At 74.8% G+C, this 24,383-nt stretch carries 24 protein-coding genes and 1 pseudogene; 15 read left to right on the plus strand and 10 right to left on the minus strand.

Going from position 1 to position 24,383, the window contains the following annotated elements:
- The first annotated feature begins 56 nt into the window (after positions 1-56).
- Genes RMN56_RS26380 through RMN56_RS26390 form a run of 3 tightly spaced genes read left to right on the plus strand, consistent with a single transcriptional unit; the run spans position 57 to position 3,310 of the window.
- Complete coding sequence (locus tag RMN56_RS26380; protein ID WP_313720318.1) at positions 57-1,553, plus strand: flavin-containing monooxygenase; 1,497 nt, start codon at positions 57-59, stop codon at positions 1,551-1,553.
- Positions 1,554-1,568: 15 nt separating this feature from the next.
- Positions 1,569-2,450: an SDR family NAD(P)-dependent oxidoreductase gene (locus RMN56_RS26385; RefSeq protein WP_313720319.1), complete on the plus strand. Its 882-nt coding sequence runs from the start codon at positions 1,569-1,571 to the stop codon at positions 2,448-2,450.
- A complete protein-coding gene (locus RMN56_RS26390) occupies positions 2,447-3,310 on the plus strand; it encodes an alpha/beta fold hydrolase (protein ID WP_313720320.1) in 864 nt (287 codons plus the stop codon). The genes RMN56_RS26385 and RMN56_RS26390 overlap by 4 nt, the downstream gene beginning before the upstream one ends.
- Here RMN56_RS26390 and RMN56_RS26395 read toward each other — a convergent pair.
- Positions 3,267-4,430 (minus strand): low temperature requirement protein A, encoded by a 1,164-nt coding sequence (locus RMN56_RS26395; protein WP_313720321.1) that lies wholly within the window; start codon positions 4,428-4,430, stop codon positions 3,267-3,269. The two genes, RMN56_RS26390 and RMN56_RS26395, sit on opposite strands and share 44 nt — an antisense overlap.
- A 47-nt stretch (positions 4,431-4,477) precedes the next feature.
- Positions 4,478-5,374, minus strand: coding sequence for a glycosyltransferase family 2 protein (locus RMN56_RS26400; protein ID WP_313720323.1), 897 nt, complete (start codon positions 5,372-5,374; stop codon positions 4,478-4,480).
- A gap of 66 nt (positions 5,375-5,440) precedes the next feature.
- Between RMN56_RS26400 and RMN56_RS26405 the strand changes: the two genes are divergently transcribed.
- The 3 genes from RMN56_RS26405 (at position 5,441) to RMN56_RS26415 (ending at position 8,581) form a co-directional block, all read left to right on the plus strand.
- On the plus strand, positions 5,441-6,535 hold the full coding sequence (locus tag RMN56_RS26405) for a CapA family protein (protein WP_313720324.1): 1,095 nt from the start codon (positions 5,441-5,443) through the stop codon (positions 6,533-6,535).
- Positions 6,536-6,602: 67 nt separating this feature from the next.
- Positions 6,603-7,271 carry a GntR family transcriptional regulator gene (locus RMN56_RS26410; protein WP_313720325.1) on the plus strand — a complete coding sequence of 223 codons (669 nt, stop codon included), beginning with the start codon at positions 6,603-6,605 and terminating at the stop codon, positions 7,269-7,271.
- A complete protein-coding gene (locus RMN56_RS26415) occupies positions 7,268-8,581 on the plus strand; it encodes an MFS transporter (RefSeq protein WP_313720327.1) in 1,314 nt (437 codons plus the stop codon). Before RMN56_RS26410 ends, RMN56_RS26415 begins: the two co-directional genes overlap by 4 nt.
- On the opposite strand, the gene RMN56_RS26420 is transcribed toward RMN56_RS26415, so the two are convergent.
- The gene (locus tag RMN56_RS26420; RefSeq protein WP_313720328.1) at positions 8,574-8,993 is read right to left on the minus strand and encodes a hypothetical protein; all 420 of its coding nucleotides are present in this window, start codon (positions 8,991-8,993) and stop codon (positions 8,574-8,576) included. The genes RMN56_RS26415 and RMN56_RS26420 overlap by 8 nt on opposite strands.
- A 253-nt stretch (positions 8,994-9,246) precedes the next feature.
- Between RMN56_RS26420 and RMN56_RS26425 the strand changes: the two genes are divergently transcribed.
- Together RMN56_RS26425 and RMN56_RS26430 are read left to right on the plus strand one after the other, a co-directional pair.
- Entirely contained in the window at positions 9,247-10,335 is a 1,089-nt protein-coding gene (locus tag RMN56_RS26425; protein ID WP_262281756.1) for an S-(hydroxymethyl)mycothiol dehydrogenase, read from the plus strand.
- Positions 10,332-10,961, plus strand: a complete 630-nt coding sequence (locus RMN56_RS26430; protein WP_313720329.1) for an MBL fold metallo-hydrolase — start codon at positions 10,332-10,334, stop codon at positions 10,959-10,961. The genes RMN56_RS26425 and RMN56_RS26430 overlap by 4 nt, the downstream gene beginning before the upstream one ends.
- A 45-nt stretch (positions 10,962-11,006) precedes the next feature.
- Here RMN56_RS26430 and tsaA read toward each other — a convergent pair whose 3' ends face one another.
- From tsaA to RMN56_RS26445, 3 genes are read right to left on the minus strand one after another with little or no spacing between them, the layout of a single operon-like run.
- Positions 11,007-11,417, minus strand: coding sequence for a tRNA (N6-threonylcarbamoyladenosine(37)-N6)-methyltransferase TrmO (gene tsaA / locus RMN56_RS26435; RefSeq protein WP_313720330.1), 411 nt, complete (start codon positions 11,415-11,417; stop codon positions 11,007-11,009).
- Entirely contained in the window at positions 11,414-12,361 is a 948-nt protein-coding gene (locus tag RMN56_RS26440) for an anti-sigma factor RsbA family regulatory protein (RefSeq protein WP_313720331.1), read from the minus strand. Before RMN56_RS26440 ends, tsaA begins: the two co-directional genes overlap by 4 nt.
- Positions 12,358-13,221 carry an MEDS and STAS domain-containing protein gene (locus RMN56_RS26445; protein ID WP_313720332.1) on the minus strand — a complete coding sequence of 288 codons (864 nt, stop codon included), beginning with the start codon at positions 13,219-13,221 and terminating at the stop codon, positions 12,358-12,360. Before RMN56_RS26445 ends, RMN56_RS26440 begins: the two co-directional genes overlap by 4 nt.
- Before the next feature lie 571 nt (positions 13,222-13,792).
- Between RMN56_RS26445 and rho the strand changes: the two genes are divergently transcribed.
- The 5 genes from rho to RMN56_RS26470 all read left to right on the plus strand — a co-directional run bounded on the left by rho (position 13,793) and on the right by RMN56_RS26470 (position 18,590).
- Positions 13,793-14,920: a transcription termination factor Rho gene (gene rho, locus RMN56_RS26450; RefSeq protein WP_376787232.1), complete on the plus strand. Its 1,128-nt coding sequence runs from the start codon at positions 13,793-13,795 to the stop codon at positions 14,918-14,920.
- An 11-nt stretch (positions 14,921-14,931) separates the two neighbouring features.
- The gene (locus tag RMN56_RS26455; protein ID WP_313720333.1) at positions 14,932-15,396 is read left to right on the plus strand and encodes a VOC family protein; all 465 of its coding nucleotides are present in this window, start codon (positions 14,932-14,934) and stop codon (positions 15,394-15,396) included.
- A 46-nt stretch (positions 15,397-15,442) separates the two neighbouring features.
- Positions 15,443-16,534, plus strand: coding sequence for a DUF3626 domain-containing protein (locus tag RMN56_RS26460; protein WP_313720334.1), 1,092 nt, complete (start codon positions 15,443-15,445; stop codon positions 16,532-16,534).
- A gap of 216 nt (positions 16,535-16,750) precedes the next feature.
- Positions 16,751-17,509, plus strand: a complete 759-nt coding sequence (locus tag RMN56_RS26465) for a hypothetical protein (RefSeq protein ID WP_313724866.1) — start codon at positions 16,751-16,753, stop codon at positions 17,507-17,509.
- Positions 17,510-18,041: 532 nt separating this feature from the next.
- Positions 18,042-18,590, plus strand: a complete 549-nt coding sequence (locus RMN56_RS26470) for a hypothetical protein (protein WP_313720335.1) — start codon at positions 18,042-18,044, stop codon at positions 18,588-18,590.
- A gap of 57 nt (positions 18,591-18,647) precedes the next feature.
- Here the strand turns inward: RMN56_RS26470 and RMN56_RS26475 are convergent, their stop codons facing one another.
- The 3 genes from RMN56_RS26475 to RMN56_RS26485 form a co-directional block, all read right to left on the minus strand.
- The gene (locus RMN56_RS26475; RefSeq protein ID WP_313720336.1) at positions 18,648-20,270 is read right to left on the minus strand and encodes an alkaline phosphatase D family protein; all 1,623 of its coding nucleotides are present in this window, start codon (positions 20,268-20,270) and stop codon (positions 18,648-18,650) included.
- Between the two features lie 131 nt (positions 20,271-20,401).
- Positions 20,402-21,856, minus strand: coding sequence for an MFS transporter (locus tag RMN56_RS26480; RefSeq protein ID WP_313720337.1), 1,455 nt, complete (start codon positions 21,854-21,856; stop codon positions 20,402-20,404).
- 69 nt (positions 21,857-21,925) lie between these two features.
- Positions 21,926-22,162: a hypothetical protein gene (locus RMN56_RS26485; protein WP_313720338.1), complete on the minus strand. Its 237-nt coding sequence runs from the start codon at positions 22,160-22,162 to the stop codon at positions 21,926-21,928.
- A 150-nt stretch (positions 22,163-22,312) separates the two neighbouring features.
- Between RMN56_RS26485 and RMN56_RS26490 the strand changes: the two genes are divergently transcribed.
- Positions 22,313-23,467 carry a geranylgeranyl reductase family protein gene (locus tag RMN56_RS26490; protein ID WP_313720339.1) on the plus strand — a complete coding sequence of 385 codons (1,155 nt, stop codon included), beginning with the start codon at positions 22,313-22,315 and terminating at the stop codon, positions 23,465-23,467.
- Between the two features lie 122 nt (positions 23,468-23,589).
- Here RMN56_RS26490 and RMN56_RS26495 read toward each other — a convergent pair.
- Positions 23,590-24,156 (minus strand): annotated as a pseudogene (locus tag RMN56_RS26495) (zinc-binding dehydrogenase); the annotation flags it as partial.
- Here RMN56_RS26495 and RMN56_RS26500 point away from each other — a divergent pair.
- Positions 24,155-24,349, plus strand: coding sequence for a hypothetical protein (locus RMN56_RS26500; protein WP_262284275.1), 195 nt, complete (start codon positions 24,155-24,157; stop codon positions 24,347-24,349). The pseudogene RMN56_RS26495 and the gene RMN56_RS26500 overlap by 2 nt on opposite strands.
- Positions 24,350-24,383 lie beyond the last annotated feature (34 nt).

The following is a 24,383-nucleotide window of genomic DNA, read 5'->3' on the forward strand; positions in this document are numbered from 1 at the left end:
TGGTGTCGACGGTGGTGGATAGTGTCCGGTCCACTGCCGGCCGAACGGGAGATGTCATGGCCTCCGACCACGTCGACGTCCTCATCGTCGGCGCCGGGCTCTCCGGCGTCGGCGCCGCCGTCCACCTGCAACGCCAGTGCCCCGGCAAGACGTACGCGGTGCTGGAGGCGCGGGGCGCCGTCGGCGGCACCTGGGACCTGTTCCGCTACCCGGGCATCCGCTCCGACTCCGACATGTTCACCCTCGGCTACTCGTTCAAGCCGTGGACCAACCCCAAGGCGATCGCCGACGGCGACGCCATCCGGGAGTACGTCCGGGAGACCGTCCGCGAGTACGGCGTGCAGCGGCACATCCGCTTCCACCACCGGGTGCTGCGCGCCGAGTGGGACAGCGCCACGGCCCGCTGGACGGTGCGCGCCCGTCGCGACGACACCGGCGAGGACGTGGTCCTGACCTGCGGGTTCCTGTTCACGAACTCGGGTTACTACCGCTACGACGAGGGCTACACACCCGAGTTCCCCGGCGTCGAGCGGTACGCCGGCCGGCTCGTGCACCCGCAGCACTGGCCCGAGGACCTGGACTACGCCGGCAAGCGGGTGGTGGTGATCGGCAGCGGCGCCACGGCGGTCACCCTGGTCCCGGCCATGGCCGAGCGGGCCGGCCACGTCACCATGCTCCAGCGCTCGCCCACGTACGTCATCTCGCTGCCCTCGCGCGACCCGTTCGCGGACGCGGCGCGGCGCTGGCTCCCGGCGAAGGCCGCGTACGCGGTGACCCGCTGGAAGAACGTCGCCCTCGGGGTGGCCAACTTCCAGCTCAGCCGGCGCGCCCCGGGCCTGGTGAAGACGTTCCTCCGCCGCGCCGCCCGGGGCAAGCTTCCGGTCGGCTACGACCTCGACCGGCACTTCTCGCCCCGCTACAACCCGTGGGACCAGCGGCTGTGCGTGGTGCCCGACGGGGACCTGTTCGCCGCGCTCAGCGCCGGGACGGCCTCGGTGGTCACCGACACCATCGACACCTTCACCGAGCGGGGCATCCGGCTCACCTCCGGCGAGGAGCTGCCCGCCGACGTCGTGGTCACCGCCACCGGCCTCAACCTGCTCGCCCTCGGCGGCATGACCCTGGCCGTGGACGGCGCCGAGGTCGACCTCGCCTCGACGGTCGCCTACAAGGGCATGATGCTCTCCGGCGTGCCGAACTTCGCCATGACCATCGGCTACACCAACGCCTCCTGGACGCTGAAGGCCGACCTGGTCGCCACGTACGTCTGCCGGCTGCTACGCCACCTCGACGACACCGGCCAGCAGGTCGTCACCCCGCTCGCCCCGGACTCGGACGACCTCGTGCCGATCATCGACCTGCAGTCCGGTTACGTGCTGCGCGCCGTCGACCAGCTGCCCAAGCAGGGCCCGGCGGCGCCGTGGCGGCTGCACCAGAACTATCCCCGCGACGTGCTGCTGATGCGCCACGGCCGGCTCACCGATGAGGGCGTGCGCTTCTCCCGCGCGGGCACGCCCGCCACCGTCGCCGACCGGCCCGCGCCCGTCGCCTGACCCCTCAGGAGCGTCATGCGTGACTTCGTCTTCCCCGGCGGCACCGCGGTGCTGACCGGCGCGGCCAGCGGCATCGGCGAGGCCCTGGCGCACGCGCTGGCCCGGCGCGGCGCCGATCTGGTCCTGCTCGACCGGGACGCCGAGCGGCTGGCCGCCGTGGTCGCCGCGATCCGCGCCGCGCACCCCGACCGGCGGATCGAGACCCACCTGGTCGATCTGGCCGACGCCGACGCGACCGACCGCGTGGCCGCCGAGATCCTCGCCGCGCACCCCCGGATCCGGCTGCTGGTCAACAACGCCGGCGTGGCGCTGGGCGGCCGGTTCGACCAGGTCACCCTCGACGAGTTCCTCTGGGTCATCGAGATCAACTTCCGGGCGGTGGTGCGGCTGACCCACGCGCTGCTGCCCGCGCTCAAGGACGAGCCCGGCGCGCACCTGGTCAACGTCTCCAGCCTCTTCGGGCTGATCGCGCCCGCCGGGCAGGCCGCCTACTCGGCCAGCAAGTTCGCGGTGCGCGGCTTCACCGAGGCGCTGCGGCACGAACTCGTCGACGACGGGGTCGGGGTCACCTCGGTGCACCCGGGCGGCATCCGCACCCGGATCGCGGCCAGTGCCCGGGTAGGCAGTGGCGTCCCGGTCGAGGAGTACGAGGCCGGCCGGAAGCAGTTCGAGAAGCTGCTCTCCATCGACCCGGCGAAGGCCGCCGAGGTGATCCTGCGCGGGGTCGAGCGCCGCCGCGGCCGGGTGCTGATCGGCTGGTCGGCGAAACTGCCCGACCTGCTCGCCCGGGTGGCCCCCGCCGGGTACGGGAAGGTGCTGGCCCTGGGGATGCGGCCGCGCCCGGCCCGGGTGCCCGCCCCGGAGGCCGTCCCGTCGGAGCCGGGACGGCCGGCGTGACCCTCGCCCTGCCGCCGGCCGACTCACGGACCGTCGCCGGGCGGCGGGTGCGCTACCGGATCGCCGGCGACGGCCCGCCGGTGGTGCTGCTGCACGGCATCGGCCGGACCATGGAGGACTTCTCCGCCGTGCAGGAGGCGCTGGCCCGGTATCACCAGGTGCTCGCCCTGGACCTGCCCGGGCACGGCGGCTCCGCGCCGCTGGACGACCGGCACACGCTGCCGACCCTGGCCACGGCCGTCGCCGAGTTCCTCGACGCCGCCGGGGTCGCCGGCCCGGCGCACCTGGTCGGCAACTCGATGGGCGGGGCGGTGGCCATGCGGCTCGCCGCCGACGCGCCGGAGCGGGCGGCCAGCCTCGTGCTGGTCAACAGCGCCGGCTTCGGCCGGGAGGTGACCGCCGCGCTGCGGCTGCTCGCGGTGCGGCCCCTGGCCCGCCTGCTGCTGCGCCCGCACCCGGCGATCGCCCGCCGCACCGAGCGCGCCATCTTCCACGACCCGGCGTACGTCACCGAGGCCCGGATCGCCACCGCCCTGGCGGCGGCCCGGCAGCCGCACGCCCCCCGGGTGATGCTGGAGCTGGTCCGCAGCCTCGGCACCTGGCGCGGGGTACGCCCCGAGTGGCGGGCCGAACTGCTCGACGCGGTGGCCGCGCTCGACCTGCCCACCCTGGTCGTCTGGGGCGACCGGGACTTGATCCTGCCCGCCGCCCACCTCGCGTACGCGCGGTCGCGGCTGCCGCGGGCGCAGGGCCACCTGTTCCGCGACACCGGGCACATGCCGCAGATCGAGCGGGCCGCCGAGTTCGCGGCCCTGGTCAAGAGGTTCTGGACGCGTCCCGGTGCCGCAGGACCAGCGTGACGGCCACCAGGGCGACCAGCACCCCGGCGATCAGGTCGACGGGTGCGAACAGCCACGGCGTCACCAGCACCAGCGCGGCCGTGGCGGGGAACAGCACCAGCCCGAGACCGCGTTTGGCCGGTAGGTGCAGCCCCCAGAGGGCGACCAGGAAGACCGCGACCGGCACGGCGACGGCGTAGCCGGCCACCCGGCCGGACACGTGGCCGGTGTGCAGGTCGTGGTCGACCGCCACCGCCAGCCCGGCGCCGACCGCGGCGATCGAGGTGAACGCGAAGTAGTGGCCGTAGCCCCAGAACAGCGCGCCGGGCACCGACTCCGGCGGCAGCGGGTTCGGCCGGTCGAAGTAGAGCCACCAGATCGCGAAGACGATCACCGTGCCGGCGGCGGCCAGCGACCACAGCTGCCCGTTGCCCGCGTCCACCCCGCGCTGGATCGCCACCGACGTGGAGAGGACCACCTCGCCGAGCACGATCAGGGTGAACAGCTGGTACCGCTCGGAGATGTGCCGCGGGTGCCAGGTGGTCTGTCCGCGCCGTTCGCCGAGCACCGGCACCAGCAGGTCGGCGACGACCAGCACCACGAACGCGGGCACCAGCCAGGCGGGCGGCAGCAGGAGCCGGAGCAGCCAGCCGAGCTGCACCACGCCGACGCCCGCCACGAACGTCAGGGTGGTGGCCCGGCGTTCCGGGTCGCCGGCCGCGGCCCGCGCCCAGTTCGCCATGGCGGCCAGCCGCATCACCACGTACCCGTAGGTGATCGTCGTGAAGTCACCCTCGACGAAGGCGCGGGGTACGCCGGCGGCGAGGATCAGCGCCCCGGCGATCTGCACCAGGACGGTCAGCCGGTAGAGGTCGTCGTCGGTGTCGTAGGCGGAGGCGAACCAGGTGAAGCCCACCCAGGCCCACCAGATCGCGAAGAACACGCTCAGGTAGGAGAACACCCCGTGCCCGAGGTGCCCCGCCGCGACGTCGTGGTGCAGGCCCTCGGACGCCTGCGCCACCGCGACCACGAAGCACAGGTCGAAGAAGAGCTCCAGCGGCGTGGCGGACCGGTGCTCCTCGTCGCGCCGGCGCGGCCGCATCGGCCGGTGCCAGGCGCGGAACGAGGCGGTCGTGGTCAAGGGGACTCCTCACCGGCGGCCGGTCAGCTGCGCCCACGATAACCAGCTCAGGCCGCTGCGGACGGGACCGGCTCCGGAACTTCGGCGGAAAGGGGAGCGGTGGCCCCGGCGCGGGACAGCGTGACCAGCGCGGCCTCCACCTCGACCGGCAGCCGGCGCCGGTGCCGCAGCACCCAGCCGGAGTGGCGGGCCGCGTCGCGCAGGCCGGCCCGCCCGGCCGGGTCCCGCCAGGCGTCGGCCACCACCGCGCGCAGCACCGACCCGGGCCGGCGCAGCGCCGCGGTGAGCACCCGGTTGCGCGTTTCCACCCGGCGGCGGGCGCGCGGGTCGCGCCCGGCCGGCACCGGCAGGTGGTGGGCCACCAGCTCCGGCACGTACGCGAGGTTCCAGCCCGCCGCCGCCAGGTCCATGGCCAGCAGCGCCTCCTCGCCGTACGTGCCGAGCCGCTCGGCGAAGCCGCCGACCTGCCGGTACGCGTCGCGACGCAGCACCACGGCGCAGGCCAGGAAGCCGAGCACCGTGGGCCCCGGCGCGTCCGGCTCGGTGCCCAGCGGCGCCCGGGCCATGGCGGCCGAGACGGGGTCCCGCCGGGCCGCCGCACCGACCCGCACCTCCCCGGTGAGCAACGCGGTACGCGGGTGCCGGCGCAGCAGTGCGGCGGCCCGGTCGAGCGCGCCCGGCGCCCAGTACGAGTCGTCGTCGGCGAACGCCACGTACGGCGTGCGGGCCAGGCCCACCCCCACGTTGCGGGCCGCCCCGGCGCCCGCGTTGCGGCCCAGTTCCACGACCCGGACACCGGGGAACTCCCGGGCCACGGCGGCCGGTGTGCCGTCGTCGGAGCCGTTGTCCACCATGATCACCGGAGCGGTGTGCCGGGGCAGCAGGGACAGGAGCTGGTGGCGCCGGTTGCGGGTGGCCACCACGATCGTCACGTCCGTCGTCATGGCGGCCCTGGTACCCCCGCCGGCCGGTCTCACGCATGGCGCGCCGCGCGGCGGGAACACCCCGGCATGGCCGAGGTGACGCTCTTCCTCGCCGGTGACGTGATGACCGGGCGGGGCGTGGACCAGCTCCTCCCGCACCCCGGCTCGCCCGAGCTGCGGGAGGAGCTGGTCACCGACGCCCGCCGGTACGCCGCGCTGGCCGAGTCCGTCGCCGGGCCGGTGCCGCGCCCGGCCCCGCCCGGGTGGCCCTGGGGCGACGCGCTGCGGCTGCTCGACGCGGAACGTCCGGACGCGCGGATCGTCAACCTGGAGACGGCGGTGACGGCGCGCGGGGCGCACCAACCCGGCAAGGGCATCCACTACCGGATGCACCCGGCGAACCTGCCCTGCCTCACCGCCGCCCGGCTCGACGTCTGCGCCCTCGGCAACAACCACGTGCTGGACTTCGGCCCCACCGGCCTGGCCGACACCCTGGACGCGCTACGGGGCGCGGGGATCCGGACCGCCGGCGCCGGCCGGGACGCCGAGGAGGCGTGGCGCCCGGCGCTGGTGCCACTGGCCGGTGACCGCCGGCTGCTGGTCTGGTCGGTGGGCGCGGTGTCCAGCGGGATCCTCCCGCAGTGGGCCGCGGCGGCCGGCCGGCCCGGCGTGGCGTACCTGCCGGAGGTGTCCGCCGCGGCGGCCGGCGCGCTCGCCGAGCGGATGGCCCGGACCGTGCGGCCGGCCGACCTCGTGGTGGTCTCGGTGCACTGGGGGAGCAACTGGGGCCACGAGGTGCCGGACGGGCACGTCGACTTCGCGCACGCCCTGATCGACGCCGGGGTGCACGTGGTGCACGGCCACTCGTCCCACCATCCCCGCGCCGTCGAGCGCTACCGGGGCCGGCTGGTCCTCTACGGCTGCGGCGACCTGATCGACGACTACGAGGGGATCGGCGGGCAGGAGGCGTACCGGCCGGAGCTGCGGCTGCTGTATCTGGCCACCCTCGACGCCGCCACCGGCGAGCTGCGGGGACTGCGCCTCGTCCCGCTGCGGATACGCCGGATGCGCCTGCGACCGGCCACGCCCGCGGAGGCCGGCTGGCTTGCCGACCTCCTCGACACCGTCGGCCGGGGCACCCGCTTCACCCGCGCGCCCGACGGCGTGCTCACGCTGCGCTGACGTGGCCCGGGCCACGTTCGGGCCGGTCGACGACGGTGCCGCGCCGACCGGGGCGCACCATAGATACATGACGCATCCCACCCCCGTGTCCGGGGCGCGGCCCGCCGCACCGTCCGCCGCCGAGCGGGCCTACCGGCACCTCAAGCGGGCGATCCTGGAGAAGGTCTACCCGGGCGGGCTGCTGATCAGCGAGGGGGAGATCGCCGAGGCGACCGGGGTGTCCCGGACGCCGGTCCGGGAGGCGCTGCTGCGCCTCGAGGCCGAGGGCCTCGTGAAGCTCTACCCGAAGCGGGGGGCGCTGATCCGGCCGGTCTCCGCCCGGGAGATCGCCGACGTCGTCGAGGCCCGCCGGCTGGTCGAGCTGCACGCCGCCGAGCAGGTCTGGCCGCGCCGGGCCGCCATCCGCGACGACCTGGCCCGCCGGCTCGACGAGATGCGCCGGGCGCACGCCGCCGGCGACGTCACCGCGCTGATGGCCGCCGACCGGGCCTTCCACGCCACCGTCGTGGAAGCGGCCGGCAACGAGATCCTCGCCGAGCTGTACCACCGGCTGCGCGACCGGCAGCTGCGGATGGGCGAGGCCAGCTTCCGGCTGTCGCCGGGCTGGGCCGAGGTGGCCCTCACCGAGCACGCCGCCCAGCTCGCCGCCCTCGACGGCGACGACCCGCGGGCCTGGCTCGACGCGGTCGGTGCGCACATCGACAACGCCGCGACCGTGCTGCGGACGCTGCGGTGACCGCCGCCGTCCGTGCCGTTGCGCCGCGCCGGTCCGCCGCCCTGGTCTTCGCGGTGGCCGTCACCGCGTACGTGACCGCGGTCTTCCACCGCAGCTCGCTCGGCGTCACCGGGGTCGACGCGGCGGACCGCTTCCACATCAACGCCGCCGCCCTGGCCACCTTCAGCGTCGCGCAGCTCGCCGTCTACGCGGCCATGCAGGTGCCGGTCGGGGTGCTGCTCGACCGGTTCGGCTCGCGCCGGCTGCTGCTGGCCGGCGGCGCGCTCATGGTGGCCGGGCAGCTCTGCTTCGCCGTGGCCACCGACGTCCGGCTCGCCGTCGCTGCCCGGGTGCTCGTCGGCCTGGGCGACGCGATGACCTTCATCAGCGTGCTGCGGATCGTGGCGTTCTGGTTCCCGGGCCGGCGCAACCCGCTGCTGGTGCAGCTCACCGGCACGATCGGGCAGCTCGGCGCGGTGCTCGGCGCCGTACCCCTGGTCGCGCTGCTGCACCACGCGGGCTGGACGCCGGCGTTCCTCACCGCGGCGGCGCTCGGCGCGACCGTGCTGCTGGTGGTGCTCGTCGCGGTCCGGGACACTCCGCACGCGGAGCACACCACCGCGCTCGCGCCCGACCTGACCACGGTACGCCGGCAGCTCGCCGACGCCTGGGCCCAGCCCGGCACCCGGCTGGGCCTCTGGACGCACTTCGTCACGCAGTTCTCCGGCTCGGTGTTCGCCCTGCTCTGGGGCTACCCGTTCCTGGTGCAGGGCCAGGGCTTCTCGCCCACCGCGGCGGCCGGCCTGCTCACCCTGATGACCGTGGTGACCCTGGTCTGCGGCCCGGTGATCGCCCACCTGTGCGCCCGGCACCCGTTCCACCGCTCGGCCGTGGTCTTCGCCATCACCGCCGGCACGGCCGCCGTCTGGGCGGTGGTGCTGGCCTGGCCCGGCCGCGCCCCGCACGGGCTGCTCGTGGCCCTCGTGGTCGTCCTCGCGGTCAACGGCCCCGGCTCGGTGATCGGCTTCGACTACGCGCGCACCTTCAACCCGGTGCACCGGATCGGCAGCGCCACCGGCATCGTCAACGTCGGCGGGTTCGTCGCCTCGATCCTGCTGATCCTGGCGGTCGGCGTGGTGCTCGACCTGGCCACCCCGGCCGGCCGGAGCGCGCCGCCGCTGTCGGCGTTCCGCTGGGCGTTCGCCGTGCAGTACCTGCTCTGGGCGCTGGGCGCGGTGCAGGTGCTGCGCTACCGCAACGCCGCCCGCCGCCGCTACGCCGCCGACACCCTGCGGTTGCCCGCCGGCGCGGTGGGGAGCCCGGTCACGTGAACCGACGCTTGTGGGCCAGCGAGTCCAGGATCAGTGTCAGCCCGGCGGCCACCAGCCAGCTGTCCTTGGCCAGCCCGATGCCGGCCTGGGACGGCTTCAGGCTGTTCCCCTCCCGCATCCCGGGCGTCTTCAGATAGAGCTGCACCAGGCCGGCCCCGAAGGCGGTCAGCCCGGCGCCGGCCAGCAGCGACGGCACGAACGGGGTGAGCAGCGCGGCGCCCAGCGCGATCTCGGAACCGGAGAGCAGCTTCGCGAACTGGTCCGGCGGGAACTGCCGCAGCTGCGGAATCGCTCCCACCGCCATGCCGTGCATGCCGGCGGCGGCCTCACCCTCCAGGGACCGCTTGGACAGCCCGGAATTCAGGAAGAACGCGCCGATGATGATCCGTAGTGGCGCATGGGTCAACCTCATGATCACTCCCGTCGGTGCCGGACAACCGGGCCACCGCGTACCCGGCGACGCGCGGGGATAACCCGCCGGACGGCGGTGGGCCGCGCACCGTGATCAGCGGTAGGTTTTCGACGCACAGCGAACGCAGGGGGCACCGTGAGCGCGAGGAGCGAGCCGGGTCTGCGAGCCCCGCAGTCGCGAACGAAGGAGGCACCGTGAGCGCGAGGAGCGAGCCGGGTCTGCGAGCCCCGCAGTCGCGAACGAAGGAGGCAGAGTGAGCCAGGAAGTCCGGGGAGTCGTTTCGCGGCGCAAGGGCGCGCCCGTGGAGGTCACCACCATCGTGGTGCCCGACCCGGGGCCGGGCGAGGCGGTGGTGCGCGTCCAGTCCTGCGGGGTGTGCCACACCGACCTGCACTACCGCGAGGGCGGCATCAACGACGACTACCCGTTCCTGCTCGGCCACGAGGCCGCCGGCATCGTGGAGCAGGTGGGGGAGGGGGTCACCGAGGTGGCCCCCGGCGACTTCGTGGTGCTCAACTGGCGGGCGGTCTGCGGGCAGTGCCGCGCCTGCCGGCGGGGCCGCCCCTGGTACTGCTTCAACACCCACAACGCCGCGCAGAGGATGACGCTCACCGACGGCACCGAGCTCGCGCCCGCCCTGGGCATCGGCGCGTTCGCCGAGAAGACCCTGGTGCACGCCGGCCAGTGCACCAAGGTCGACCCGTCCGCCCGGCCCGCCGCCGTCGGCCTGCTCGGCTGCGGCGTCATGGCCGGCCTGGGCGCGGCCATGAACACCGGCAACGTGACCCGGGGCGACTCGGTCGCGGTGATCGGCTGCGGCGGGGTCGGCGACGCGGCGGTGGCCGGCGCGACCCTGGCCGGCGCGACCACCGTCATCGCCGTGGACACCGACTCGCGGAAGCTCGACTGGGCGCGGAAGTTCGGCGCCACGCACACCGTCAACGCCTCGGAGGAGGACCCGGTCGAGGCCATCCGCGCCGCGACCGGCGGATTCGGCGCCGACGTGGTCATCGACGCGGTGGGCCGCCCGGAGACCTGGAAGCAGGCCTTCTACGCCCGCGATCTGGCCGGCACCGTCGTGCTGGTCGGCGTACCCACCCCGGAGATGAGGATCGAGCTGCCGCTGCTGGACGTCTTCGGCCGCGGCGGCGCCCTCAAGTCCAGCTGGTACGGCGACTGCCTGCCCAGCCGCGACTTCCCGATGCTCACCGAGCTGTACCGGCAGGGCCGCCTCGACCTGGACGCCTTCGTCACCGAGGAGATCGCCCTCGACCAGGTCGAGGAGGCGTTCACCCGGATGCACCACGGTGACGTGCTCCGGTCGGTGGTGGTCTTCCCGTGACCGCCCGCGTCGACCACACGGTCACCTCCGGCACGTTCTCCCTCGACGGGCAGACCTTCGACGTCGACAACAACGTCTGGGTGGTCGGCGACGACGACGAGTGCGTGGTCGTCGACGCGCCGCACGACGTCGCCGCCATCCGCGCGGTGGTCGGCGACCGCCGGGTGGTCGCCGTCCTGGCCACCCACGCGCACGACGACCACGTCCGGGTCGCGCCCGAGCTGGCCCGGGCCACCGGCGCGCCGGTGCTGCTGCACCCGGCCGACCGGGTGCTCTGGGACCTGGTCCACCCGGACACCCCGCCCGACGGCGACCTCGCCGACGGGGAGACCGTCGAGGTCGGCGGCACCACCCTCCGGGTGCTGCACACCCCGGGCCACAGCCCCGGCGCGTGCAGCCTCTACGCCCCCGACCTCGGCGCGGTCTTCACCGGGGACACTCTCTTCGCCGGCGGTCCCGGCGCCACCGGCCGCTCCTTCAGCGACTTCGGCACCATCGTGGAGTCGATCCGCACCCGCCTGCTCACCCTGCCGCCGCAGACCGTGGTCCACACCGGGCACGGCGACGACACCAGCATCGCCGCCGAGGCGCCCCACCTCGACGAGTGGATCGCCCGGGGGCACTGAGCCGACCGCCCGGCCGGGTCGCGGCCCGGCCGGGCGCCGCCGGCCTCAGCGCTCGCCGTCGAGCACCGGCTTGACATCGAGTACGGGCGTGCCGTCCAGCGCCTCCAGGTCGGCCACCCGCAGCCGGACGCCGTCCACGGCGAGCACCCGCACCCGGTGCAGGCCGATCGGGTTCGGCCGGTGCGGCGAGCGGGTGGCGAACACCCCCGTCTCCGGCCGGGACACGTCGCCGCGCGGGTGCACCGCGAGGACGTCCCGCCGGGCCCGGTCCAACCAGGTCAGCACGAGCACGTCCGCGCCGGGCCGCAGCCCGTCCAGCGCCGGCGCGTACGCCTCGTCGAAGACCAGCCACGCCTCCGGGGCGCCCTCGTCGCCCTGCTTCGGCGCCGCCGCCGGATCGGTCAGGGGCGACTCGACCCGGCCGACCGGACACAGTGTCTGTTCGCTTCCCGTCACGGGACCTCCCGGAGCATGTGCAGCCGGACCGTGGTGCCGGCCGCGGTGGTGTGCAGCAGTACCAGGTCGCACAGGGCGTGCACGATGACCAGACCCCGTCCGCCGATGCCGTCGTGCGCGGGGGTGAGCCGGCCGGCGAGCGGATCGGCCAGCCAGCCGTCGTCGTGGATCTCGCACACCAGGTGCCGGTCGGTGCGCCACGCCTGGAGGGTGCCGGCGCCGCCCGCGTGTACCACGCTGTTCGTGGCCAGCTCGGTGACCGCGATCTGCAGGTCGGCCACCCGGTCGGCGGCCAGCCCGGCGGCAAGCCCGTGCTCGGCGACGAACCGCCGGACCTGCGGCAGCGTAGCCAGGTCGTAGCGGAGCACCGCGACCTGCTCGGCGGGGGTGGGCAACGGCTTGTTGTGCCGCTCGGTGACCGCCGCCGGTGCGTAGCCGGCGATGCGGCGGCACCCACCGCCGTCGGCCAGCAGCGGGTGCGTGCAGCGCGCCTCGGCGAGCACGCCGGGGTCGAGCCGGCCCGCGTCGTACGGGCAGAGGATGCTCGCGGCCCGGCCCGCGAAGGCCCAGTTGATCGCGGCCTCGTGCTGGGCGCAGGCCCGGTACTCCTCGGCGGTGCGTCCCGCCCAGACCGGCTCGCCGATGATCCGGACCCGCCGCTCGGGATGCCGGTCGGCGAACGCCTGGAGCACGCACGGGATGATCTGGCCCGGGTTGCGCCCCGCCTCGGTCATGTCGGCCCATCCGACGGCGTCGCCGGTCGCACCGAGCGCCGCGCGGATCAGCGCGAGCTGCGGGCCCGGCGTCGCCACCAGCACCGGCTCGCCCGCGGCCAGTCCCTCCTGGACGAACGGCACGGTGACCGCCAGCAGGCTCGCGGCGTCGGTGTAGAAGGTCAGCTCGTGGCGGAAGCCGGCCGGCGCCGGCCCGGCGGGCGCGCTCACGCGGGCCGCTCCGGGGTCGGCACGTCACCGAGCAGGTGCAGCAGCCGGTGCAGCGCCGGCCGGCACCCCACCAGCCGCACGCCGGTGGCGCTCGCCCGGTCCGCCCACACGATGGCGGTGGCGGCGCCCACGTCGGCGAAGCTCAGGTCGGAGACGTCCAGCACCGGCGGGAGGCCCGCCGCCCGCTCGTCGGTCGTCACCTCGTCCAGCACCGCGGTGAACGCCTCCCGGTTGCTCCGGTCCACCTGCCCCACGAGCCGCACCCCCGGCGGGTCGGTCGTCCGGTACGCCCGCAGCAGCGGCGCCCAGGTCCGCGCGGCGTGCGGACCGGCCGTGCCCGGATGGGCGGCGGCCAGGGCGCGCAGGTCGTCGGCCGGGAAGAGCCGCCGGTCGTACAGGCACAGGCCGGCGACCCGGGTGTCCAGGAAGAGCGGGTTGAGCGCGGTCTCGTACCGGCGCAGGTCGCCCAGGGTGCTGCCGCTGCGCAGCACCCACGCCATGTCGCCGGCCAGCCGGATCCCCGGGTAACCCTCGTGCCGCGCGCGGTCGACCTCGTCGACCATGACGGCGACCATCGTCTCCGGGGCCGGCGGGCCGCCGGTCGGGTAGGCGTCCACGGCCGGCACGATGCGCAGCTGGCCGGCGGCCACGGCGGCTTCGGTCGGCACGCCGACGGCGTCGACGCGGGCGCGCACCGCCTGCGGCGGGGAGGTATCGGTGAAGCAGACGACCTTGTGGCCGAGCCGCAGGCCGGTGGCGGCGAAGCGGCCGACGACGTCGAGAGCGACCCTCTCGTCGTCGTGCGTCCAGCAGACGTGGTCACCCAGGTGGACCTGGTCGACCACGGTGGTAGCGGTCACGGTGCTGGCCTCCCGGTCGGCGCGCCCCTCACTGTAGCCCCGGCCCGGGCGCCTACCGAGCCGGCCGTGATCCGCTTGTCGGCGGCGGCGTTCCGGGGTAGCCTGCCGGTGGACCCGGATGCCGGCGCGTCACACCACCCGAGGTCCACTCCACCGAACTGGCAGCTCATTCGGCGACACGACGCCGATCCGGCCGCGACCACGCCGCCACCGCCGTCCTGGCTCGCTGAGCACCCGACCCGGGCCTCCACGGGAGTGAACCGGGAGCACGGTTCCCGCGCCGCCCGACGGCTCGCCCGCCGGCCGCGACCTCCAGGCATGACGCCGGAGAGCAGGCTCGCCCGCTCCGGCAGAACGTCCCACCGGCGCACAGGTCAGCGCGGCCACTCGAGCCTGCGCCTTCGCCGCGCGTCCCGCGGTCAGCCCCACCCGGCCGTCGACGACCGGTCCTGCGCCGGTTCGTGGACACGGTGGCCAGGCGCCGCATCCCTCGCCTGCGCACCGAACGAGCCGATGCTCGCTTCTCCCTCGCCTGTCCCGATCGGGACGGCCACTTCTCGAAAGGCACCCGATGACCGACACCTCCGCGCCGCTCCCGGTGAGCGGCATCGTCGACACGGTCGACGACCACGCACTGCTCCGGGTGGACGGCTACCTGCCGTCCACCGCCGACGCCCACCTCAGCGCCGGCCAACTGCGCCGGTACGGCCTGCGCCGCGGTGACCTCGTCACCGGCGCGGTCGCCGCCACCGCCCACCGGGGCCGGCACACCCCGCTCCTCCGGGTCGACACCGTCAACGGGACGCCCCTGGAACAGGCCCGCCGCCGCCCGGAGTTCCACCGCCTCACACCGGTCCACCCGCACCAGCGGCTGCGGCTGGAGACCGAGCCGCACATCCTCACCACCCGGGTGATCGACCTGGTGATGCCGATCGGCAAGGGCCAGCGGGCGCTGATCGTCTCGCCGCCGAAGGCGGGTAAGACGATGGTGCTGCAGGCGATCGCGAACGCGATCACCCGCAACAACCCGGAGTGCCACCTCATGGTGGTGCTGGTCGACGAGCGGCCGGAAGAGGTCACCGACATGCAGCGGTCGGTGAAGGGCGAGGTCATCGCGGCCACGTTCGACCGTCCGCCGCAGGACCACACGACGGTGGCGGAGCTGGCGATCGAGCGGGCGAAGCGCCTGGTCGAGCTGGGCCACGACGTGGTCGTGCTGCTCGACTCGCTGACCCGGCTCGGCCGTGCCTACAACCTGACCGTCCGCTCCGCCGGCCGCACCCTCTCCGGCGGCATCGACGTGGCCGCGCTCACCCCGCCCAAGCAGCTGCTCGCCGCCGCCCGGATGGTCGAGGAGGGTGGTTCGCTGACCGTCGTCGCCACCGCCCTGGTCGACACCGGGTCCGCCGCGGACAACCTCATCTTCGAGGAGTTCAAGAGCACCGGCAACGCCGAGCTGAGGCTGGACCGGGCGCTGGCCGAGCGGCGCACGTTCCCCGCCGTCGACGTGCGGGCCTCCGGCACCCGCCGGGAGGACCTGCTGCTCACCGGCGTCGAGCGGGACCGCCTGCGGGCCCTGCGGTCCGCGCTGTCCACCCTGGACCGCCAGGCGGCGCTCGACCAGCTCCTCCACCAGCTCGCCGCCACCGGCGGCAACGCCCACTTCCTGGCCCGCCTCGGCGCCGCGACCCGCGGCTAGGATCTGTGCCCATGGACGCTCCCCGGGCCGACCGGCCGCCGACCGTACGCCAGTTGCGCCTGGTCGTCGAGGCCGAGGACTACGACACCGCGGTCGCCTTCTTCCGGGACGCGCTGGGCCTGCCGGAGCAGGCCGCCTACTCGGGTGGCGACGGCGCCCGGGTGGTGATCCTGGAGGCGGGCCGGGCCACCCTGGAGCTGGCGAACCCCGCGCAGAAGCGGCTGATCGACGAGGTGGAGGTCGGCCGCCAGGTCGCGCCCCGCCTGCGGGTGGCGTTCGAGGTGGACGACAGCCGGGCGACGGCCGAGCGTCTCGTCGCGGCGGGCGCCACCGAGGTCGCCCCTCCGACGGTCACCCCGTGGCAGTCGCTCAACGCTCGCCTCGACGGCCCGGCGGGCCTGCACCTCACCGTCTTCCAGGAGCTGCGGAGCCCCGCCGAGCGGGAGGCCCTGGACGGGTTCGGCACCGACGGCTGAGAATCCGCGTGGCGTGCCGCCGGCGGGTGCGGCGATACTTCGGCGCGTGCCCGACGTGACGTTGACCCCCGCACAGGCCGCAGCCCTCCAGCACGTCCGCGAGGTCGCCCTCCGCGACCGGCCCGCGGCGCTCGCCGTCATCGCCCGGCACCTCGCCGGGTCCGGCGCCGCCTACCACGCGGAGGAGATCGTCGCCGCGGTGGCCGCCCACGGCCGGCTGACCCTCAACTTCCACCCCGACCGGCTGCTACGCGACGGCCGGACGGTGGCCGAGGCGCTCGACCAGGAGGGCGTCTACCGCAGCCAGTTCGAGACGGGCGTCTCCAACGGTGGGCTGACCGCCTTCCCCGGCGGCGACCGGGACCGCTGGGAGGAGAGGCTGTTCGGCGGGGCGTACCAGCGGCCCGGCGTGCCCCCGGCGGAGCGCCCGAAGTACGGCGGCCTCAACCTACTCGACCACCCGGACGGCGCCTGCCCCCGGTTCGGCTCCTGTCACCTGCGGCTGCGGCCCGCGGCGCTCGCGCGGGCCACCTTCAGCTTCGGGGACAGCCACACCGAGCCGAAGGACCTCGGCACCGTCACCGTGTTCGAGCCCGTGCTCGCCGCGCTGCTGGCGGCCACCGCCACGACCGGGATCAGCCTCGGCGTGGCCGGCATGGACACCGGCACCCTCCTGCGGACGCTGCTGCGCCGCCGGGAGCGCGCGTCCGACGCGGCCGGCCGGGCGCTGGACGACTACATCGAGGCGCAGGTGCACGGTGAGCTGAACCTCGCCCGGGACGTCGAGGCCGTGGTGGTGGACCCGTCGTTCCGGGGCACGGAGGAGGGGCGGATCCTCGCCGGCGTCGCCCGGCGGCACGGCTTCGCGCTGTGCTGGCACACCGGGTTCGAACTGCCGGTCGACGGCGTCGACGCCGAGTTCCGGGGACCGGCCATCCCGCCGCTCGCCGCCCGCGTGCACGCCGAGTTCGCGCGCCCGGGGGAGCCGGTGCACGCCGCGCTGATCGGCCGGGCCGCCGCCTCGGTGGTACGCGAGCCGCACCGCTGGGCCGACCGCGGCCCGGCCGAGGTGACCCTGCAGCACCTCAAGCAGCTCTGGCACGTTCTGGTCCGGTTCGGCGTCCCCGCGGCCGGCTAGGCCGTTTCCGCCGGACCGTCCCGCGCCGTCACGGCCGTCCGGAACGGTCGGTGACCTGGACCGCAGGTCGAGCGGGCACGGGCATTTCCGGAATGCCCGACACGGCGAGCTGGTTGTGTCCCCCGTAGCGCCGGAAGCCAAACCCGTACCGGCGAGTAGTTCCCCCGAGGGGCGCTCACCCCGGAGCGCGTCGTGACGATCGAAAGGGCAACCATCGTGAAGCAGCACTTCACTCGATGGCTCCCCGCCATCGCGAAGACCGCCGTGGCAACGACCGCCATCGCCAAGACCGCCGCCGCGAGGACCGCCGTCGCCGCCGGCCCCAACCGCCGCACCGCGCTGACCGTCGCGGGCGTGGCCTGCCTGGGCGGGCTGGCGTTCGGCCCCACCGCCGTCGCCGCCCCGGTGACCAGCGGCCCGCACGCCGGGGCCCTGGCCGCCATCGACCTGGCCACCGGCAAGAAGACCGGCACCGAGACGGTGAAGTCCGGCCTGACCACCGGCAGTGACAAGGTCCCGACGAAGGCCGACCGTCCCGACCGGGAGAAGCTCATCCCGCGCGGCGTCGAGGGCGCCCAGTCGCGCATCCCGCTCGACGACGCGCAGCTCGACAACGCCAAGGCCATCGTGAAGGCGGCCAAGGAGACCGGCGTGGGGGAGCGGGGCGCCGTGATCGGCGTCGCCACCTCCCTGCAGGAGTCGAAGCTGTACAACCTCGGTCACCTCGGCACGTACAACGACCACGACTCGGAGGGTCTGTTCCAGCAGCGCCCGTCGTCCGGTTGGGGTACGCCCGAGCAGGTCACCGACCCGGACTACGCCAGCAAGGCGTTCTTCAACGCGCTGAAGAACGTCGGCGGCTGGCAGGACCTGCCGCTGACCGCCGCGGCCCAGACGGTCCAGGTGTCCGCCTTCCCGTACGCGTACGCGCAGTGGGAGGAGCAGGCGGCGGACATCGTCCAGCAGCTCTGGTGACGACACCCGCGAAGCGGCCGGCCCTCGGACAGGGGGCCGGCCGCCTCCGTATGCGGGGATGATCCCGACTGTCGACGTCAGCCCCGGCTTCGGTTGTGGGATGAATGTCCGGTTCCCGCGCTCGCCCGGGGGCGGTGAGTGGAACGCTGTGGGTGTCTCCGGTGCCGGGATACACCCATACCGTTCCACCGACCGTCCCGCCTTGGGTGTGGTGTCCGGTTCGCGGGGTGACCGGCGGCATCCCGGCGGTGGAATGGCCGCCGGGTGGGGGTCGTTATACCCGGTGCACGACCGAGGACCACGCCCCGCTCGACGGGGCGCCCCGCCCCGCTACCCGTGCCCGGCCCCCGGGAATGATGGTGGTTGGTCGGTCGTTGGACATGGTCCCGGCGCGACGAAGAGGCCCCCGCCCCGTCCGCTGGATGATCCCCCTTGAGACTTCTTGAGCGCCTGACGGTGCTTGCGCCCACCAGCTAAGAGCCGACCCCCCGGTCGGTGCGTGTGCGCCAACCCCCGAATGGAGCCATCCCCCATGAACACGATGCTGCGTAAGAGCGTGCTGGGTATTGCTGGTCTGGCCTTCACCGGTGGTGTCTTCGCCGGTCCGGTCGCCGCCCACGCCGACGCCCGCCCCGTGCAGGGTAAGCCGGCCGCCGTGGCGACCGTGCAGGGCGCCCAGTCGCACATCGACCTCAACGACGAGCAGCTGGCCAACGCGAAGGCGATCATCGCGGCGACGAAGAAGGCCGGTCTGCCCGAGCGGGCCGCGGTGATCTCGATCGCCACGAGCCTGCAGGAGTCGAAGCTGGAGAACCTCGGCCACCTCGGCGACGCCAACGACCACGACTCGCTGGGCCTGTTCCAGCAGCGCCCCTCCAGTGGTTGGGGTACGCCGGAGCAGATCACCAACCCCGAGTACGCGACCCTGGCCTTCGAGAAGGGTCTGAAGCAGGTCGACGGCTGGGACAAGATGCCGCTGACCGAGGCCGCGCAGACCGTGCAGGTCTCGGCCTACCCGGACGCCTACGCCCAGTGGGAGCAGCAGGCCACCGACATCGTCCACCAGCACTGGAACAGCTGACCCAAACAACACGACCGCTGGCCGGCACCCCCAACGGGGTGCCGGCCAGCGGCGTCTTCACACCGGGGCGCTCTCGGCGCGCAGGCGGGACGAGCCCGTCCCCACCGACCAGCCCGCCACCCACCGGCTGCCGCTGGTGCCGCTGGTCCGGTCAGTGACGTGGTACCAGTCCATCCGGCAGCGCTGCGGGGTCACGTCGAGCACCCCGTACCCGTGCCCGTCCAGCTCGGCCCAGCGCACGTGCGGGTTCGTGGAGCCGAGCAGCCCCGCGCCGAGCCGGCTCAGCGGGTTTCCGGCCGGCAACCTGAGGAAGTCGTTGACGTTGTCGCTGGTCACCGACGGGACGACGAACTCCGCGGCGGCCGGCTCGAACAGTGTGGTCCGGGTGGTCACCTCGTTGGCCCAGGAGGTGTGGATGTCCCCGGTCAGGAAGACCACGTCGCGGGTGCCGGTGGCCCGCAGGTGGTCGACCAGTTCGTTGCGGTCGGCGTTGTAGCCGTCCCACTGGTCGGCGTTGAGCACCGCGCCGTTCTCCGGGATGCCGAGCAGCTTCCCGAGCGGGCCGAGCAGCCAGGACGGCAAGGCCCCGACGTCCAGCCGGGCCATCATCACCGGGTTGCCGACCAGCTTCCAGCGGGCGGCGGAGCCGGACAGTCCCGCCTTCAGCCAGGCCATCTGCGCGTCGCCGGTGATCGTCCGGTCCGGGTCGTCGACGTCGTCGCCGGACGCCTGCGCCGACCGGTACGAGCGGAGGTCCAGCATGGACAGCTCCGCGAGCCGGCCGAACCGGAACCGCCGGTAGATCGCCCCGTCCGCGCCGATCCGCACGGGCATCCACTCCAGGTACGCCTGCCGGGCGGCGGCCAGCCGGTCGGCGAACGGGCCCTCGGCGCCCGGCGTGTGGTTCTCCGCACCGCCGGACCACTCGTCGTTGGCCACCTCGTGGTCGTCCCAGGTGATCACCCAGGGCACGGTGGCGTGCAGCGCCTGCAGGTCGGGGTCGGTCTTGTAGAGCGCGTGCCGGATCCGGTAGTCGGCCAGGGTGAGCACCTCGTGCGCCGGCTGCGTCGGCCGGACCACCCGACCGGCGGCGGCGAACTCGCCGGTCCCGTACTCGTAGATGTAGTCGCCGAGGTGGACGACGAGGTTGAGGTCGCCCCGGTCGGCCAGCCGCCGGTAGGCGGCGAAGTAGCCGGCCTCCCAGTTCGCGCAGGACACCACGCCGATCCGCAGCCGGTCGACGGCGGCGTCCACGGGTGGGGCGGTCATCGTCCGGCCGGTGGGCGACCAGGCGCCGGCGTGGCCGAAGCGGTACCAGTAGGTGGTGGCGGCGGCCAGGCCGGAGACGGCGATCTTCACCGTGTGGTCCCGGGCCGGACCGGTGGTGAGCGTGCCGGCGGCCACCGGAGACCGGAAGTCGGGGTCCGCGGCCACCTGCCAGGTAACCTCCACGTCCGGGCCGGCGCCGGAGCCGGGCCGGGCGTCGGGGGTCGGGGTGACCCGGGTCCACAGCAGGATCCCGTCCGGCAGCGGGTCACCGGAGGCGACGCCGTGCCGGAACGCGGCGGTGGCCGCGCCCGCGGAGGAGGGGCCGGCGAGGGTGGTGCCGGCCAGGACGGCGGTGCCGGCGGAGGCACCGGCGAGGCGCAGGAGGGTACGACGGTCGAGGGTGTTCGTCATGACCCATGTATCTACCGCCGTCTACGTGTCCGACGCACCCCTTGGGACGGCGAATTCGCAAGCTGTTCTGCGCCGGTTCGCAATTCGGCGGCACGGCGGGCCGGCGCGCGCCGGCCGCCCCCGTACGCGGGTCAGGAGGACGAGTCGGAGCGGTTCCGGCCGGCGACGACGTCGACCAGCGCGGCCACCAGCGCCAGCGCGATGATCGCGACGGCCAGCAGCAGGGAGTGCCGGTAGGCGACGGTGAAGTCGCCCCGGCTGTCGGCCAGCGTCGAGAAGAACAGCGCGCCGACCGCGGCGATGCCGGCCGCCGAGCCGATGCGTTGCCCGGTCTGCAGCATGCCGGCGCCGCTCCCGGCCTGCGGCACCGGCACCTCGGAGAGGGTCAGGGTCTGGTTCGGCGCGATGACCAGGCCGCTGCCGAGCCCGGCGAGCAGGAACGGCACGGCGAGCAGCAGCGGCACCGAGTGCCGGGGCTCGTCCCGCAGCACCCAGACGGTGGCGAGCAGGCCGAGGATCACCACCAGCAGGCCGGCGGCGACCAGCGGGCGGCCGTACCGGGTGACGACCCGGCCGCCCACCGCGGAGGCGGCCGCCGAGCCGAGCGCGAACGGGGTGATGGCCAGGCCGGCGACGAGCGCGCTGTAGCCGAGCCCGACCTGCAGGTAGAGCGTGAAGATGAAGAAGATCGCGGTGAACCCGGCGAAGTAGACCAGGCCGATGAGGGAGCCCAGGGTGTAGGAGCGCATCCGGAACAGCCGCAGGTCGAACAGGGGCGTCCGGTGCCGCCCGTACCACCGTTCCCACAGGGCGAAGCCGGCCAGGAAGAGCAGCCCGGCGGGGATCAGCGCCCACTTGCCGGCGCCGCGCCACTGCTCCCGCTGGACGAGTGGCAGCAGCACCAGGGTCACCCCGACGCCGAGCAGCAGCACGCCGACCGGGTCCAGGCGGTGCCGGTCCGGCTGGCCTTCCGGGCGGGCCGGGATGAGCCGCCAGCCGAGCACCACGGCGAGGATGCCGACCGGGATGTTCACGAAGAAGACCCAGCGCCAGCCGTGCTCCTCGCCGCCGAGCTGGATGAGCAACCCGCCGAGCAGCGGGCCGACCGCGGTGGAGATGCCGATCGTGGCGCCGAGCAGGCCGAACGCCCGGCCCCGCTCGGCGCCTCGGAACAACTGCTGGATCATGCCGCTCACCTGGGGGTTGACCACCCCGGCGGCGGCGCCCTGGACCAGCCGGGCGACGACCAGCCACTCCGGCGAGCGGGCCAGGCCGGCCAGCGCGCTGGTCACGGTGAACAGCGCCACCCCGACCACGAACGCGGCACGCCGGCCGCGGGCGTCCCCGAACCGCCCGGCCGGCACCAGCACCAGACCGAAGGTCAGCGCGTAGCCGGAGAGCACCCACTGCAGGTCGCTGGGTGTGGCGTGCAGCGCCCGGTCGATCGACGGCACGGCGACGTTCACGATGCTGACGTCCAGCAGGGTCATGAACGCCGCGACCAGGCCGACGCTGAGGGCCTTCCAGCGGCGCCGGTCGTCGGGTCCGCCGGTGACCACCGGCGCCGACGACCGGTCCGTGTTCATCGTGCCTCCCGTGGACCGTCGATCACGCATCCCCGATCGCTACCCGGCCCCGGGTGGGGCAAACGACGATCACGCCACCTGGCGGGCGCACCACCGCGGTCCGAAGTCCAGGCCGGCCATCGGGGAGTCCTCCCGGTGCAGCAGCCCCCGCTCGGTGAGCAGGTGCAGCGGCTCGCGGAGCTCCTTCTCGGTCATGCCGGCCTCCTGGGCGATCGTGTCCGGGTAGGGGACGTGTCCCCGCACCTCCAGCGCGGTCACCGCCTGGTACACCCGTTCCTCGATCGCAGACAGCCGTACCTGCTGCATCGCTTCCCTCCTCGGCGTGGACCGCCCGACCGGCGGGCGGCCTGCGCCCGGCGGTTACCCGGGCGACGTCCGATGATGCCCACCCGATCGGGGGGTCGCGGCCGGGTGCGTGCCGGGCGGTCGGTCGGTGCCGTGGCCTAGGCTGCTCTCGTGATCATCTGGGACCTCGTCGTGGTCGGTGGCGGCCCCGCCGGCCTCTCCGCCGCGCACGCGGCGGCCCGGGCCGGCGTCCGCACCCTGGTGGTCGAGCGGGCCACCCATCCCCGGTACAAGACCTGCGGCGGCGGTCTCATCGGCACGTCGCTGACCGAGATCGCCGACCGGATCGAGGTGCCCGCGCACGACCGCGTCGACCGGATCACCTTCACCCGCGACGGGCGACGCGGCTTCACCCGCCAGCACTCCACGCCGCTGGTGGCCATGGTCCGCCGCGAGGAGTTCGACGACCGGCTGCGCGCCGCCGCGGTCGCTGCCGGCGTCGAGGTTCGCGAGGGCGTCGCGGTCCGCGCCGTCGAGCAGGACCCCGACGAGGTACGCCTGCGGCTGGCCGACGGCGACACGGTGCGCGCCCGCGCGGTGATCGGGGCCGACGGCTCGTCGGGCGTGACCGCCCGGCACGTCGGGGTGACGTGGCGGCAGGTCGACCTCGGGCTGGAGCTGGAGCTGCCGGTCCCACCCGCCGAGGCGGACCGCTGGCGCGGGCGGGTGCTCATCGACTGGGGGCCGGTCCCCGGCTCGTACGCCTGGGTCTTCCCGAAGGGCGACCGGCTCACCGTCGGTGTCATCGCCGCCCGGGGCGAGGGTGACCGCACCCGCGCCTACCTGCGTGACTTCGTGGCCCGCCTGGGCCTGGCCGGGGTCACCCCGGAGCACGACTCGGGGCACCTGACCCGGTGCCGGGCGGAGGACTCGCCGCTGCGCCGCGGCCGGGTCCTGGTCGCCGGCGACGCGGCGGGCCTGCTGGAGCCGTGGAGCCGGGAGGGCATCAGCTTCGCCCTGCGGTCGGGCCGGCTGGCCGGCGAGGCGGTGGCCGGCGGCGACCTCGACACCTACGCACGGGAGGTCGGCCTCCGGCTGGTGCCGGAGATGCGGGCCGGGCACCGGCTGCTGGAGGTCTTCACCCGGCGGCCCGACGTGTTCCACGCCCTGCTGGCGACCCCGCCGGGTTGGCGGATGTTCGTGCGGTTCTGCCAGGGGCAGGCCAGCTTCGCGCGGGTGCTGGCCCGCCGCCCGGTGCGGGCCGGCCTGGCCCTGCTGGACCGGCTGCCGCCGCGGCAGCCGGGCGCCGCTGAGAACGCGCGGTAGTCAGGGCACGACGACGCCCCAGAACGGCACCTCGACCACCGTCTCCAGCGGGACGGTCGGCGGCTCGTCGGCGACGGCAGGGTGCCGCCGGCCAGGCCGACCAGCAGGATCTGACCGCCGGTGGCGACCACCTGCCGGGCGGTGGTGACCGTGGGGTCCGCGCCGACGAAGTCGAGCACCACGTCCGCGCCGTCCGGCGGCGGGCCCACCAGCGCCCGGATCCGGTCCACGCCGTCCGGACCGGCCTGCACCAGGTCGTGCGCGCCCATCCGGCCGGCCAGGTCCAGGGCCGCGACGCTGGTGTCCACCGCGATGATCCGCACGGCGGTGGTGGCGGCCAGGATCTGCACCGCCATGTGCCCCAGCCCGCCGATGCCGATCACCACGCAGGAGGTGCCGGGACGCAGCCGGTCCCGGGCCAGCTCGACGGCGTGATACGGGGTCAGCCCGGCGTCGGTGAGCGGGGCCGCCTGGGTGAGGTCCAGGTCACCGACGGGCAGCAGCCGGGAGGCGGGCACCACCACGTGGTCGGCCAGCCCCCCGTCGCGGCTGAGCCCGACGCCGCCGACCGGCACCACCCGGCACTTTGGTCGCCCTCCACCTCGTCGCCGGACGGGTCGCCGGGGCGGCTTACCCGGGCCGGATCGGTTGATGCGGCGGCTGGCCGGGCGGGCGGACAATGCGGTCATGAGCGAACCGCGCGAGTCGTTCACCGACGAGGAGTACGCGTTCCTGCGGCACGTCCGCTTCGGCGAACTGCCGCCCGGGGTACGCCCCGAGGAGCGGTTGGAGTCGACCGAGAGCGAGACCGAGCCGCGCCGGGACCGGCCCGACCCGACCGGCGGTCAGCACGAGTGGGACCTGCGGGCCGGGGGCGGCTGACCGGTCCGTGACGCCGACGGGCCCCGGGTGCGAC

The sequence above is a fragment of the Micromonospora halotolerans genome (genome assembly GCF_032108445.1).
Lineage (GTDB): Bacteria > Actinomycetota > Actinomycetes > Mycobacteriales > Micromonosporaceae > Micromonospora > Micromonospora halotolerans.